Origin of the sequence: Roseovarius sp. MMSF_3359, from assembly GCF_030733385.1 — a bacterium.
Taxonomy (GTDB): Bacteria; Pseudomonadota; Alphaproteobacteria; order Rhodobacterales; family Rhodobacteraceae; genus Roseovarius.
In genome coordinates, this window is sequence record NZ_JASHJC010000016.1 from 79793 (window position 1) to 92972 (window position 13180).

General features: G+C 61.9%; 14 protein-coding genes and 1 tRNA gene. 6 read left to right on the forward strand and 9 right to left on the reverse strand.

From position 1 onward, the window contains the following. Nucleotides 1-4 precede the first annotated feature (4 nt). Nucleotides 5-211 carry a 50S ribosomal protein L32 gene (rpmF, locus tag RBB29_RS19245; protein WP_085801171.1) on the reverse strand — a complete coding sequence of 69 codons (207 nt, stop codon included), beginning with the start codon at nucleotides 209-211 and terminating at the stop codon, nucleotides 5-7. 153 nt (nucleotides 212-364) lie between these two features. After that, entirely contained in the window at nucleotides 365-901 is a 537-nt protein-coding gene (locus tag RBB29_RS19250; protein WP_306116329.1) for a DUF177 domain-containing protein, read from the reverse strand. A 102-nt stretch (nucleotides 902-1003) separates the two neighbouring features. Between RBB29_RS19250 and RBB29_RS19255 the strand changes: the two genes are divergently transcribed. The 3 genes from RBB29_RS19255 to RBB29_RS19265 all read left to right on the forward strand — a co-directional run bounded on the left by RBB29_RS19255 (nucleotide 1004) and on the right by RBB29_RS19265 (nucleotide 4136). Then, entirely contained in the window at nucleotides 1004-1459 is a 456-nt protein-coding gene (locus RBB29_RS19255; RefSeq protein ID WP_306116328.1) for an outer membrane protein assembly factor BamE, read from the forward strand. Nucleotides 1460-1547: 88 nt separating this feature from the next. Next, nucleotides 1548-2282, forward strand: coding sequence for a GNAT family N-acetyltransferase (locus RBB29_RS19260; RefSeq protein ID WP_306116327.1), 735 nt, complete (start codon nucleotides 1548-1550; stop codon nucleotides 2280-2282). A 36-nt stretch (nucleotides 2283-2318) separates the two neighbouring features. After that, nucleotides 2319-4136: an ABC-F family ATP-binding cassette domain-containing protein gene (locus tag RBB29_RS19265; RefSeq protein ID WP_306116326.1), complete on the forward strand. Its 1818-nt coding sequence runs from the start codon at nucleotides 2319-2321 to the stop codon at nucleotides 4134-4136. On the opposite strand, the gene RBB29_RS19270 is transcribed toward RBB29_RS19265, so the two are convergent. From RBB29_RS19270 to RBB29_RS19280, 3 genes are read right to left on the reverse strand one after another with little or no spacing between them, the layout of a single operon-like run. Then, complete coding sequence (locus RBB29_RS19270; protein ID WP_306116325.1) at nucleotides 4137-4892, reverse strand: SDR family NAD(P)-dependent oxidoreductase; 756 nt, start codon at nucleotides 4890-4892, stop codon at nucleotides 4137-4139. 58 nt (nucleotides 4893-4950) lie between these two features. Further along, on the reverse strand, nucleotides 4951-6003 hold the full coding sequence (locus RBB29_RS19275; RefSeq protein WP_306116324.1) for an AbrB family transcriptional regulator: 1053 nt from the start codon (nucleotides 6001-6003) through the stop codon (nucleotides 4951-4953). Nucleotides 6004-6040: 37 nt separating this feature from the next. Next, entirely contained in the window at nucleotides 6041-6955 is a 915-nt protein-coding gene (locus tag RBB29_RS19280; protein ID WP_306116323.1) for a DMT family transporter, read from the reverse strand. 117 nt (nucleotides 6956-7072) lie between these two features. Between RBB29_RS19280 and RBB29_RS19285 the strand changes: the two genes are divergently transcribed. Continuing rightward, nucleotides 7073-7996 carry a LysR family transcriptional regulator gene (locus tag RBB29_RS19285; protein WP_306116322.1) on the forward strand — a complete coding sequence of 308 codons (924 nt, stop codon included), beginning with the start codon at nucleotides 7073-7075 and terminating at the stop codon, nucleotides 7994-7996. A gap of 4 nt (nucleotides 7997-8000) precedes the next feature. On the opposite strand, the gene RBB29_RS19290 is transcribed toward RBB29_RS19285, so the two are convergent. The 3 genes from RBB29_RS19290 to RBB29_RS19300 all read right to left on the reverse strand — a co-directional run bounded on the left by RBB29_RS19290 (nucleotide 8001) and on the right by RBB29_RS19300 (nucleotide 10832). Further along, nucleotides 8001-9482: an ABC transporter substrate-binding protein gene (locus RBB29_RS19290; RefSeq protein ID WP_306116321.1), complete on the reverse strand. Its 1482-nt coding sequence runs from the start codon at nucleotides 9480-9482 to the stop codon at nucleotides 8001-8003. A 282-nt stretch (nucleotides 9483-9764) separates the two neighbouring features. Next, nucleotides 9765-9839 (reverse strand) — tRNA-Asn (locus RBB29_RS19295). Nucleotides 9840-9920: 81 nt separating this feature from the next. Further along, on the reverse strand, nucleotides 9921-10832 hold the full coding sequence (locus RBB29_RS19300) for an MBL fold metallo-hydrolase (protein WP_306116320.1): 912 nt from the start codon (nucleotides 10830-10832) through the stop codon (nucleotides 9921-9923). Nucleotides 10833-10872: 40 nt separating this feature from the next. Here RBB29_RS19300 and RBB29_RS19305 point away from each other — a divergent pair, with 40 nt between their 5' ends. Further along, nucleotides 10873-12177, forward strand: a complete 1305-nt coding sequence (locus RBB29_RS19305; protein WP_306116319.1) for an ATP-binding protein — start codon at nucleotides 10873-10875, stop codon at nucleotides 12175-12177. Nucleotides 12178-12467: 290 nt separating this feature from the next. Further along, nucleotides 12468-12665 (forward strand): hypothetical protein, encoded by a 198-nt coding sequence (locus tag RBB29_RS19310; protein WP_306116318.1) that lies wholly within the window; start codon nucleotides 12468-12470, stop codon nucleotides 12663-12665. Between the two features lie 41 nt (nucleotides 12666-12706). Here the strand turns inward: RBB29_RS19310 and RBB29_RS19315 are convergent. After that, nucleotides 12707-13180: aldehyde dehydrogenase family protein (locus RBB29_RS19315; RefSeq protein WP_306116317.1), on the reverse strand; the 474-nt coding region annotated here is incomplete at its 5' end.

Sequence of the window (13180 nt, forward strand, 5' to 3'; positions counted from 1 at the left end):
GCGTTTATGCCGCGTCGTCGTCCAGATCGACTTCGTCGGCCAGGGCCACGACCTCGCGGTCGGCGTAATGGCCGCACGCTGCGCAAACGTGGTGCGGACGCTTCAGCTCACCGCAGTTTGGGCATTCGTTCGGGTTTGCTGCAACCAGAGCGTCATGCGCACGACGGTTGTTGCGGCGCGATTTCGATACTTTGTTCTGTTGGACAGCCATGTCACAACCTCAATTTCCTGTGGGCCCGTGGGCCCGGTTTCACGAGTGTTCGCGGCTCATAATCTGTGATGAGCCGACGGTTCAACCCCAAATTCCGATGAGAGCGCGAAAATACAGTGAATTGCTGCCGGGGCAAGCGTTTTTTCGCGCCAATTACTTACCTTTTTCCAGTTTGTCTTTCAAACCGGCAAGCCCGGCGAAAGGCTTGGTGTCTTCGTCGGTCATCGGCGCCACGCCCGGCGCGGAAAACGCGATGTTTTCAAGGGTGGCGTCGTCACGCCGGGGATAGTCGGGCAGGGCAAGCGCCAGAGCCTCGGTCATGACCCGGATAAGGTCGATTTCGCTGCCAAGCGGCTCTTCGCTGTCGTCTTCGGGCATTTCGACCTCTTCTTCGAGGTCGGCCTCCATATCCGCGACGAATTTGCGGGTCACCGTCTGGTCGATGCGGGTGACGACGGGGTCGAGGGTCACCACGCAGGCCTGCTCCACCGTGGCGCCAAGTTGCGCCGCGAGTTTCCAGTCGCGCTTGCCCTCGGCAGCGATCTTGCCGGCAAAAGACAGTTTGCGAATCCCCAGGATGCCCAGATCCTCGGCGATCTGATCCCGCAACGTATTTTCCGGCACAAGATCGAACGGCGTCGCACGGCTCTCTGGCAGATCGGCAACGCGCAGGGTGGTTTGCTGTGGCATTTCCTCTGGCATCGTCGAATCTCGCATCCTTTCTTGAACCGTAGTATCACCTTGTTGTAAGCGGGATAAAAGGCTCTGCCTGCCAAGATCAAGAGGACACATATGTTTGGGGTTATTTTCCGGTCGGGCAAGATCTTTGCCGTGTTGTGTTTCCTCTTTGTGGGCGCCTGTACCGCGACCTACAAGAACCACGGCTATGTGCCGAGCGAGGCCGACCTTGCCGAACTGGTGGTGGGCGTTGACAGCCGCGCGACCGTCGATGACGTGATCGGCGCCCCCTCGGCCTCCGGTGTTCTGAGCGGTGGGGATTACTATTACATCCGCAGCCGGTTCCGCACCTTTGGCATGTTCAAACCCGAAGTGGTCGAACGGCAGGTTTTGGCGATCAGCTTCGATCAGGGCGATACGATCCAGAATATCGAACGCTTCAGCCTTGCCGATGGCAATATCGTGCCGCTGACCCGCCGCGTGACGGATTCGTCTGTCGTCAACAACGGGTTCCTGCGCCAGCTTCTGGGCAATATCGGCAATATCGACCCGTCCGAGATCTTTAACTGACCTCATGTCACGGTAATGACGTAACTTGCGCGGTATCCCGGGCGTATATACGTGATACGTATCCGCTCATGGATGTCGAGGTTTTGGTATGACGCAGTTGGTCATTGGTCGATACCGCGCCCGGGTGGCGCAAACCGAAGAGGATGTGCGCAGGGCGCAGGCGTTGCGGCATCGGGCCTTCTTTGGCGCCGACGGGCTGGATCAGGATCCGTTTGACGACACCTGCACCCATATCCTGATTGAAGAGCGCGATGGCGGCAGGCTGGCCTGTTGTTTCCGTATCCTGCCGCTGACCCGCGGAGCGGAGATCAACCGCAGCTATTCGGCGCAGTTCTATGAGTTGTCGGGTTTGCAGGGCTTTGACGGCAAGATGGTCGAGATGGGGCGGTTCTGCATTCTGCCCGGGCTCAACGATCCCGATATCCTGCGCATCGCCTGGGGGGCGATGACGCGCTATGTGGATGAAAACAAGGTGGAAATGCTGTTTGGCTGCTCGTCTTTCTCCGGCACGGATGCCGAGACTTACCTGGACGCCTTCGCCATGCTGAAGGAGCGCCACCTCGCCCCGCGCCGCTGGTTGCCGCGGGTCAAGGCGCCTTCGGTCTTTCGTTTTGCCCAAAAGCTCAGGTGGCGCAAGCCGGATGCGCGGCTGGCCATGTCGCGGATGCCGCCGCTTCTGCGCACTTACCTGTTGATGGGGGGCTGGGTCAGCGATCATGCGGTGGTGGATCGGCAACTCAACACGCTGCACGTCTTTACGGGCCTTGAGATCAGCGCGATTCCCGCAACCCGCAAACGGCTGCTCAGGGCCGTCGCGCAATAGCTTGACGTGGCCCATATGCCGGGGTAGCCCGCGCCCATGGCCCAGACACCCTTACTGCAACTGACGGATATATCGCTGACCTTTGGCGGTGAGCCGGTTTTTGATGCGCTCTCCCTCGTGGTGCAGCCCGGGGACCGCGTGGCGTTGGTGGGGCGGAACGGGTCGGGCAAATCGACCTTGATGAAGGTCATGGCCGGTCTTGTGGAGCCCGATCGCGGCACCCGGACCGTGTCGCCGGGTATCTGTGTCGGCTACATGGAGCAGGAGCCCGACATGGCGGGTTTCGAGACGCTTGGGGAGTATGCAGCCAGCGGTCTCGACGCCTCCGAGATGTACCGGGTGGAACGCGCGGGCGAGGGCCTGAAGTTCGATCCCGCGCGGCCGGTTGCAACGGCTTCGGGCGGTGAGCGTCGTCGCGCGGCGCTGGCCAAGCTGATGGCCGAGGCGCCCGACCTGATGCTGCTCGATGAGCCGACCAACCATCTCGATATCGAGGCGATTGCCTGGCTCGAGGCCGAGTTGAAGCAGACCCGGGCGGGGTATATCCTCATCAGCCACGACCGCGCATTCCTGCGTGAGCTATCGCGCGCAACCCTCTGGATCGACAGGGGAATGACCCGGCGGCAGGAAAAGGGATTTGAGGCGTTCGAGGCTTGGCGGGACAAGACCTGGGAAGAAGAGGACCAGCAGCGCCACAAGCTCGACCGCAAGATCAAATCCGAGGCCCGTTGGGCCGTCGAAGGGATCAGCGCGCGGCGCAAACGCAATCAGGGGCGCGTTCGGGCGCTGCAGGCGCTCCGCGCGGAACGTGCAGGCCAGATCCGGCGCCAGGGGACTGCCGCCATGGCGCTCGAGTCTGGGCGTAAATCCGGCAAGAAGGTGATCGAGGCGCGCGGGATCGAGAAGAGCTATGACGGGGTACCCATCCTGCGGCGGTTCGACATCAAGGTGCAGCGGGGCGACCGGGTGGCCTTTGTTGGCCCCAATGGTGTGGGCAAGACGACGCTTCTGAAGCTCCTGCTGAAGGAGATCGACCCTGATGCCGGGGAGGTCAGCCACGGCACCAACCTGCTGCCGGCGGTGTTCGACCAGACCCGCGCGCAGCTTGATCCCGAGATGAGCCTTTGGGAAAGCATGACCGGCGACAAGGAGATGCGCGTCTCTGGCCGCGCGGACCAGGTGCTGGTGCGGGGGCAGCCACGCCATGTGGTGGGGTATCTCAAGGATTTCCTCTTTGACGAACGGCAGGTCCGTGCGCCCGTGCGCTCACTGTCGGGCGGGGAAAAGGCGCGGCTCCTGCTGGCCAAGCTCATGGCACGCGAGAGCAATCTCCTGGTGCTCGACGAGCCGACCAATGATCTCGATATCGAAACGCTCGATCTGCTGCAGGAACTCCTCGACGATTACGACGGCACGGTCATGCTGGTCAGCCACGACCGGGATTTCCTGGACCGGGTGGCAACGACGACCATCGCCTTTGAGGGCGACGGGCGCACGACGGTCTATGCGGGCGGGTGGAGCGATTATCAGGCGCAGAAGACGAAACCTTCGGATGTTGGAGAAAAACCAACAAAGACAAAGCCAAAGGCAGAAAAGCTCACGCAGTCTGATACGCCTGCCAAGGGGCTGTCCTTTACTGAGAAACACCGGCTGGAAGAACTCCCGGGGCTGATGGACCGGTGGCAGGCGGAGATTGCCAAGCTCGAAGAGCTGATGGCCGACCCGGAGCTTTTCACCCGCGAGCCGGTCAAGTTCAAGAAAGCGTCCGAGGCGCTTGTGGAACGGCAGCAGAAACTTGCCGCCGCAGAGGAAGAATGGTTTGAGCTGGCCGAAAAGGCCGAGGCGCAGGGTTGATCACTGCATCCTGAGCGCGCCGTCGAGGCGGATGGTCTCGCCGTTCAGGTAATCACATTCTACGATGAACCGCGCCAGGGCGGCATATTCCGCCGGATCGCCCAGCCGTTTCGGGAAGGTCACGTCCTGCGCCAGCGCCTCGGTCACGTCGTCGGGCAGGCCCTGCAACATCGGTGTGAGGAATGTACCCGGCGCAATCGCCATCACGCGGATCCCTTCGCGTGCCAGATCCCGCGCCATTGGCAGGCTGAGCCCGACAATCCCGCCCTTGGAGGCCGCATAGGCGGTCTGTCCCTTCTGGCCGTCGAAGGCCGCGATCGACGCGGTGTTGACGATCACACCGCGGGTGCCATCGGGCAGGGGGTCGTTCTTTGCGATCTCTGCGGCGGCGAGGCGGGCGACGTTGAAACTGCCCACGAGGTTGATGTCGATGGTGCGTTGGAACGCGGCGAGGTCATGAGGGCCGTCGCGGCCCAGGGTCTTTTGCCCTGTGGCAATCCCCGCGCAATTGATCGCGGCGGTGATCCGGCCCATGGCTCCCTTGGCCATGGCGATGGCGGCAGTAACCGACGCCTCGGAGGTGACATCGGTTTCCGCGAAGGTCGCGCCGATTTCTGCCGCTATGGCGGCGCCGCGTTCCGCGTCCCGGTCGAGCAGGGTCACCTGCGCGCCCATGTCGCGAAAATGGCGGGCGGTCGCTTCGCCCAGGCCCGATGCGCCCCCGGTAATGATGGCTGCGGTGTCGGTGATGCGCATGGCGGTTCTCCATCAGATAAATGAACAGGTGTTCAGATAATGCAAATCGACCGACCTGTCAAAGCCGGTCTTTGAAGCGGAGCCTGAGGGCCATGAGGCCAATGACGGTGATGAGAATGCGCACGATGTGATGCAGAGTGACAAAGGCGGGATTGGCCTGCAGGCTGAGCGCGACAAGGGCCATTTCGGTGACGCCGCCGGGGGCAAAACTGATCAGCATCACGTCGAAACCTTCGCCCGCAAGCGGCGCAAGCAAGAGGGCGAGGACAGCGGCCAGAAGCAGCATCCCGCCAACCGAAATCAGCGACAGGCCAAGGCCGCGCAGGATCAGCGCACGGCTAAGCCCCGTGAAGCGCATGCCAAGGGCCGTGCCGATCACGATCTGCGCGTCATTGACGAGCCATTGCGGGATATCGAGTGGCATGAGCCCAGTGAGCGACAGCATCGCGGCCACGACCAGGGGGCCGGTCAATTGCCCCGCGGGCAGGCGCAACACCTTGCCCAGGAAAATGCCGAGGCCCCCGGCAAGCACGATAAGCGGCAGCAGCTCCAGCGGCACGGAGGGGCGGGCCAAGGTCATGCCGCCCGCACTGCCCACCGGGGCGCCAAGCCAAAGCGACAGGCCAATCGGCAGGACGGTCACCACGACGATGATCCGCAGGAATTGCTGCAGGATCAGGCGGGGCATGTCGGCGCCGGCTTCTTCGCCAAGCGCCAGCGATTCATAGAGTCCGCCCGGGGTGCTTGCGTAAAACGCGGTGGCGGGGTCATAGCCACCGATGCGGCGAAAGACCTGGTAATTGCAGGCAATCGCCACGAAAACGAACCCGATCAGCGCCAGCAGGCTCGCCACAAGCCGCCCGGCATTGTCAAAAAGCTCCGGTGTGACCTGAGCGCCGATCATCAACCCGATCACGGCGATGAAAATCATCCGCAGCCAGTTGGGAAAGGCGTAGCCATCCGGCAGATAGGCGGGCAGCGCAGTGGCAATCGCCGCGGTCAGGCAGAGCGGCCCGAGGAGGTAGGGCAGCGGCAGGCCCAACCGTTCCGCCGCCACGCCCGCGATGGCGGAAAGGCAGATCAGCAGGATCGTGGTGATGGCGTGACGCATGCCTCCTTGAAACAGCGCGGGCAGGGGGCCGCAAGCCCTATCGACCGGATCGCGCAGCAGGGGAGAGCAGGAGAAGGCCCGCGCCCACGATCATGACCATCCCGAGCAATGTCCAGGTGCCGGGTGGTGTGGCAAAGAACAGGAGATCCCAGAAGGCCACGAAAACCAGGTAGCTGTATTCGAATGTCGCCACCGTGGCGGGCGGCGCGGATTTGTAGGCGGCAGCAAGAAGCAGTGTCGCCGCGAGGGTGAGGCAGGTGAGTGCCACGAGGACTACAACCTCGGCTTGTCCCAGTGGCGACCAGGTGCCCAGTAGGTAGGGAATTGCCTGCGCCGCGGCCTCTGAGGGCCGCGCGAGAGCGATCACCGTGCTGCCGATGAGGCCTGCGCAGGTTGTGGCAAGGATCACCGCGAAGGCCATCGCCGAAGCGGTCACATCACGGCATCGGGTGCGGGTGAGGATGTGCCCGCAGGCATAAAACATCGCCCCTGCAAGCGGCAGCAACGCCCAAGGGGAGAAGGCATCGCTTCCGGGGCGCAAGAGGACAAGGACACCGGCAAACCCGATCAGCACCGCCAACCAGCCGCGCCGCGACACGCGTTCACCGATGGCATAGGCCGACAGCAGCGCGACGAAAATCGGTGCCATGTAGTTTGCCGCGCCGAGGGTTGAGAGGCTCAGAAACGGGATCGCGGCGTAGAAGGCCAGGAATGTCAGCGTCATGCAGCAGGCGCGCAGCAAGACCGGAGGTGCAAGTGCCTGATGCACGATACTTGTCCCGCCGCGTCGTGTCAGCACCAGGAACAGGGGCAGTGCCAACGCCCCGCGTAACGCGAAGATCTGCCAGAGCGTCATCTGATTGCCGAACGCCTTGAAGACAACGTCCTGCAGCGAAATGGCCAGCGTCGCGGCGATGACAAGGAAAATCCCACGCGGGATGTGATCGGGCATGTTGGGCAAGTTTGGCCATCCGCTACAAGAAAACAGGGTGTGGCGGTAGCCTAGATTGCCCGATATTGTTTTGAAAATATCCTATTTTATTAATTCAGAAGTTGGTAATACTAAACAATGGAACGTATCCCGACCCAAGGCATTGACGTCTTCCTTGCCATCGTGCGCGAAGGGTCGCTGCGCGGTGCCGCCCGGGTCTTGGGCATCGGCGCACCCGCGGTCAGCTTGCAGCTCAAGGCGTTGGAAGAGCGTCTTGGCGTCAGCCTCCTCATCCGGACCACCCGCAGTATCGAGCTGACCGACGCCGGGCGGACCCTGTTCGACGGAGCGTCACCGGCCTATCGCGACATGACTGACGCGATCAAGAAGACCTGTGAGATCGGGACGGCGCTCAACGGGACTCTCAGGTTGAGCCTGTCGCGCGGGGCCTACATGGTGGCGCTGGCGCCGGTGCTCGACGGGTTTCTGGCTGCCCATCCGGGGATCAAGCTCGACCTGTCCTGGAGCGAGGACCTGATCGACATCAACCGCGAAGGGTACCATGCGGGGATCAGGCTCGGTGATATCCTGACCCCAAGCATGGTTGCGGTCCGCCTGACGCCGCCGCTGAAATCCGCATTTATCGCCGCCCCGTCCTACCTGGACAAGGCAGGCCGCCCGCAGCACCCCCGTGATCTGCTGGCGCATCAATGTATCCGCTATAAGCTGCCAAGCGCCCGGAAAATCGCCGACTGGCATTTTGTCGAGGACGGGCAAGTCAAACTCATCGACCCCCCGGCGCGGCTTGCTTTCGACACGGTGATCGGCGTGATCCAGGCCGCGCGGGACGGGTTCGGGATCGGCTGGTCCCTCCATGAGACCGCACGGGACTATATTGAAAACAAGTCGTTAGAGGTCATTCTTGAGAGCTTTGCCAGGGAGATGCCACCCTTCTACCTTTACTATCCGGAACAAAATAGACGTGTCGAATGCCTGCGGCTCTTGATTGATTACCTGGTCGCGCACAGGGACCGGATGGCCCGGGCAAAGGTGGTCCGGTAAGGCGTTACTCGGTGACCGAGACCAAGTGCCAGCGGACCGCGTCATTCTTGACTTCGTCCAGGTCATGCACCCGCGTCGACAGGCCGACGAGCTGGGTGATGTGATAGGGGATCAGCGTCCCGGAGTTGTCGAAAAGGTATTTCTGCGCTCCGACATAGAGCGCGCGGCGTTTTTCGAAATCAAGCTCCTGGCTGGCGATGTCGAGCATCGCGTCAAAGGTCAGGTCCTTGAAATAGGTCTCGTTCCACTTGGCGGTCGATCGGAAGATCTCGTTCAGCGCCTGATCGGCGGGACGCTCACCCCAGGCGGTGCCAACGGCATCCTTCTGCATCCAGATCTGTGACCAATACCCGTCGGTGGCGGCCTTGGTGATCTTGACCCGGATGCCTGCTGCGGCGAGCTGTTCCTGCAGGGCAACGGCCATGTTTGGCCATGACGGCTCCAGTGTCGAGACGTGGATCTCAATGTCGATCCCGTCCGGATATCCGGCCTCCGCCAGAAGCGCGCGGGCGGCGTCGATATCCTGCGGGCAGTCGAAATCGGCGTAATACTGATCGTTCGGCCCGACCGGCGTGTCGCAACTCACGATGCCCCCACCGCCAAGCGCGAGTTTCAGCAGGTCTTCGCGGTCCACGGCAATCCGGATGGCCTTGCGCACCCGCACGTCATCGAAGGGCGGCACATCCGTGCGAAAAGCGATGCCGATCCAGTTGCCGGTGGGGATATCCTGCACGTTGTAGCGGTCGGAATTCTGCAGGACGCGGCGCAGGGAGGGATCAATCCCGCGTTCCATATCCAACTGGCCGCTCAGGAACGCGGTCAGACGGGCCTGGGCGTCGGGGATGCCGACCAGTTCGACCCGCGCCAGCTTCGGCGGCCCCTCCCAATAATCGGTATTCGCGGTCAGGATGCTGATCCCGTCGGCATCGAACTTCTCAACAATGAACGGCCCGGTACCGATGCCCGTACGCCCGATCGTGTCGCCGGAGCCTTCGGGGATCATCCGCAGACGCGAATCCATCAACTGCAGCGGCAAATCGGCAAAAGCGTGTTTGAGCGTGATCCGTACGGTCAGCGGATCAATTGCCTCGATCCCTTTGACCATGTTGATGACCGAGCGAACCGGACTGTCCATCTCCGGATCCAGAACCCGTTCGATCGTATAGACAACATCGTCCGCATCGAAGACGCTGCCATCGTGGAAGCGAACCCCGTCGCGCAGGGCAAAGGTCCATTCGATGGCGTCAGGGCTCACGGTCCAGCCGGTGGCCAGGTCGGGGCTGGGCTTGCCGTCCAGATCGGGCCGCACGAGGCGGTTCATGATCTTCTCGGTGATCTGCAACACCCGCCCGGTCGAAATCGGATCAAGGCTCGACAGGTTGCCGAAACCCACCCCATGGGCATGGCGGAACGTGCCGGCAGGCTGCGCCGCGGCGGCGGTCGCGATGAGCAGTGCCGAAACCAGAACCGAGAAAACCAAACGCATCTGCATCCCCATTGGCAAGACGCAATCTACGCCCCGCGCTCATTACTTGCCTGATTCTGTGAACAAAGCAATCTTGGGGGGCGACACCATGAAGACACCGCAGTGACGCATCACACCGGAAGCCACCAGATAATCTAGAGCCCTACGGCTCTTCAATCATGGAAGCAGCCGAACAAACACCGGCCTTGGACGCCGCCGGAATAATGAAAAGAGTTCTCCCCGCAGCGCCAAGCGGTGCACGTCAATAGATTCTCATTAATCTATCGTTGTCAGAGAGAGATTTGGCTCCGGCGGTAGGGATCGAACCTACGACCAATTGATTAACAGTCAACTGCTCTACCGCTGAGCTACGCCGGAACACGACGCTGCGTATAGCAACCCCGATTGGCCCCGTCCAGAGGGGTTGTTACACTTTTTTCGTCGAAATGCGTTTCCGCCTCAGGGGAGGGAGAAAACCGCGTTTGCGGTGATTTCCTCTTTGGTCGATACGAGGTTTTTTCCATAAAGATCAATAAGGTGCGCCAGGACGTTGCGTGTGGCTGCATGCATGAGGTTGGCTGGTGTGTCGGTATAGATCGCGTGCGCCAGCGATTGGGCATCGGCGGGGCCGGCCTTCAGGGCTTCCACGATGGCGCTTTCGCGTGACTTGCGGTGGGAGATTAACCAGTTGAGCCGCCCTTGCGGTTCGGTGATGGGCGCCCCGTGGCCGGCATGGAACACATCGGCGCCACGCGCGTGCATGCGGTCGCAGGACGCCATGAAATCGGTCAGATCACCATCGGGCGGGGAGACCAGCGAACTGGCCCAGCCCATGACGAGATCACCGGTAAAGACCACATCGCCCATGGAAAAGCATAGGTGATTGCCGAAATGTCCCGGGGTCCAGTGCGCCGTCAATCGCCAGTCTTCTCCTTCGACAACGGCACCATCGTCCAACCCCACATCCGGCATGAACCCCGCATCGACCCCTTCGCCGCCACCCACCAGTCCGGTATCGGCAAGATGTTGCATGATCGCGCTGCGGCCCGCGTCGGCGGCACCATAGGCGTAGACGGAGGCGCCGGTTTCGCGCGCCAGGATCGCCGCGAGGGGCGAGTGGTCGAGATGCGCGTGGGTGACGAGGATATGCGTGAGCTGTTGATCGGGTCGGATCGCGGCCAGGATCGCCGCAAGATGCGCCGGGTGGTCAGGGCCGGGATCAATGACAGCGACCTGCCTTTCCCCGACGAGGTAGGTATTCGTGCCCCGGTACGTCATGGGCGATGGGTTTGGGGCCAGGATGCGGCGGATGTTCGGGCCGACCTCTTCTGCCATGCCGACGGGGGGATCGAATTCGGGGGTGGCGTCCATTGCTCTTCCTCTCGTGGCCTCGCGCCGCTAGGTTTAGCCCATGAACTTCCGATGGCTCAAACCCTATATGCCCCGCAGCCTCTATGGTCGGGCGATTTTGATCCTGCTCCTGCCGGTCATATCGCTTTTGACGGTGATTTCGATCGTTTTCATTCAACGCCATTTCGAAGGGGTGACAAGGCAGATGACACAAGCGGTCAGCCGCGAGGTGACGCTGGTGCTGGATCATGGGGTGATGGCCGATGACGGGCAGGGGGCCGAGATGGCCGCGGTGCTGCAAATCGCGGTCAATCCGATTTCGGGCGTGGACCTGCCGCAGGAAGATTACCGACGGTGGTTTGATTTCACGGGTGCGGTTGTGATCCGGGAATTCACCAGCCTCTTGCCCAATGTCAGGTCCATTGAATTGCCGGATGACAAGATCGTCCGGCTGTACTTCATGCGGCCGGATGGCGCGCTGGAGCTCAGTTTCGACCGGCGGCGGGTCTCGGCGTCAAATCCCCATCAATTGCTGGTCTACATGGGCGTCTTCGGCGTGCTGATGACGATCATTTCGTATCTCTACCTGCGCAATCAACTGCGTCCCATCACCCGGCTTGCACGGGCGGCAGAGGCCTTCGGACGCGGACGCCATGAGGCCTATCGTCCGGCGGGCGCGATCGAAGTGCGGGCGGCGGGCAGTGCGTTTCTGGACATGCGGGCCAGGATTGAGCGGCAGATCGAACAGCGGACATTGATGCTATCCGGGGTCAGTCACGATCTGCGCACCCCGCTCACCCGGTTGAAACTCGGCCTGTCGATGCTGGAGGATGACGAGGTTGACCTGATGCAGCGCGACGTGGCGGATATGGAGCGTCTGCTTGACGAGTTCCTGGCCTTTGCTCGCGGGGCGCAGGAAGGGGAACCCGCACCCGTCGATCCGATTGCTCTGGTCCGCAGCATCGTCGCGGATTGCCAGCGTGCCAAGATCAACGCGACGCTGGTGCAGGCGACCGGTGAGGGCAAGGTTGCCCTGCGTGAAGGCGGGGTACGCCGGGCGGTCGAAAACCTCATCAACAATGCCGTGCGATATGGCACGAAGGCGGAGGTCTTGGTGACACTGACCGACAAGACCTTGCGGATCCGGGTGGAAGATGACGGCCCCGGCATCCCCGAGACGCAACGCGAAGAGGCTCTGAAGCCATTTGCGCGCCTTGATCCGGCGCGTAATCAGGACAAGGGAAGCGGGGTTGGGTTGGGCCTCGCGATCACGGCCGATATTGCGCGCGCGCATGGGGGCACATTGCGCCTTGGCGAAAGCGAGACACTTGGCGGTCTGCGTGCGGATATCGTCATCGGTAGGTAGGCAGATGATGACCAGACGGCGGATGTGTTTGGCGCAGGCCGGGACGAGATCCTGACCGTCTTGGTTCATGCAAAGCCCAGTGCCGAAATCGCAACGCCGGTGTGCCGCGAATGCTGCGGGTTTGTGATGTAGCCTTTATCACACGCTGGCCGGAAGCGCCGAATGTCTTAGGCAGGCGGACGGTGCGGTAAGCGGGTCGTAAACGAACCCATGGATAGGTGTCGGGCGATGATCGGGGGTGTCTTGGCCGTCTGGCCCCGTGGCATCCGTTTCAGAGCACCGGGGGCATCATGGAAAAGAAGACCTTCAAACGCGAGATCGCCCTGGGGCTGGCCATCTTCCTGTGTTTCATCGCCTGGAAAGCCGCCGAGGCGGAACCGGTGGAAACGCTGAAGGTCATCATCTGGCCAATCATGCTTTTCGTCGGCGCGGCCTTCGGGATGCAATGGGCCAGCAAGCAAACCGGCCTGACGACCCGCAAGACCTGAAAAGCCAGCAGCCTCACGATCGGAACCGCTCTCCCGCCGCATCATCTAGGCCATGGTAGGGAGTATGTTTTGACGTTTGTGAAGAACTTCATGGCTTCTGTGACGCCTTCTTTGACGGCGTTTCCGGAGTCTTTGATGCCGCCGAAGGGGGAGGTTTCGATGCGGTAGCCGGGTTGTTCCCAGATGTTGCAGGTGCCCACGTCGAGGCCGTTGATGAAGGCAATGGCGCGGGTGAGGTCATTGGTGCAGACGCCGGAACTCAGGCCGAACTGGGTGCCGTTGGAGATGCGCATGACCTCTTCGTCGTCGTCCGGCACGCGCACGATGGGCACGATGGGGCCGAAGGTTTCTTCCATCACCAACTCGCTCGAATGGGGTACCTTGTCGACCACGATGGGCGGCAGGAGCGCGCCTTGCCGGCCGGGGTGATAGAGAATCTCGGCGCCCTCTTTCTCGGCCTGGTAGACGCGGTTTTCGAACACTTCCGCCGCCTGCGCGTGGATCACGCAGCCGAG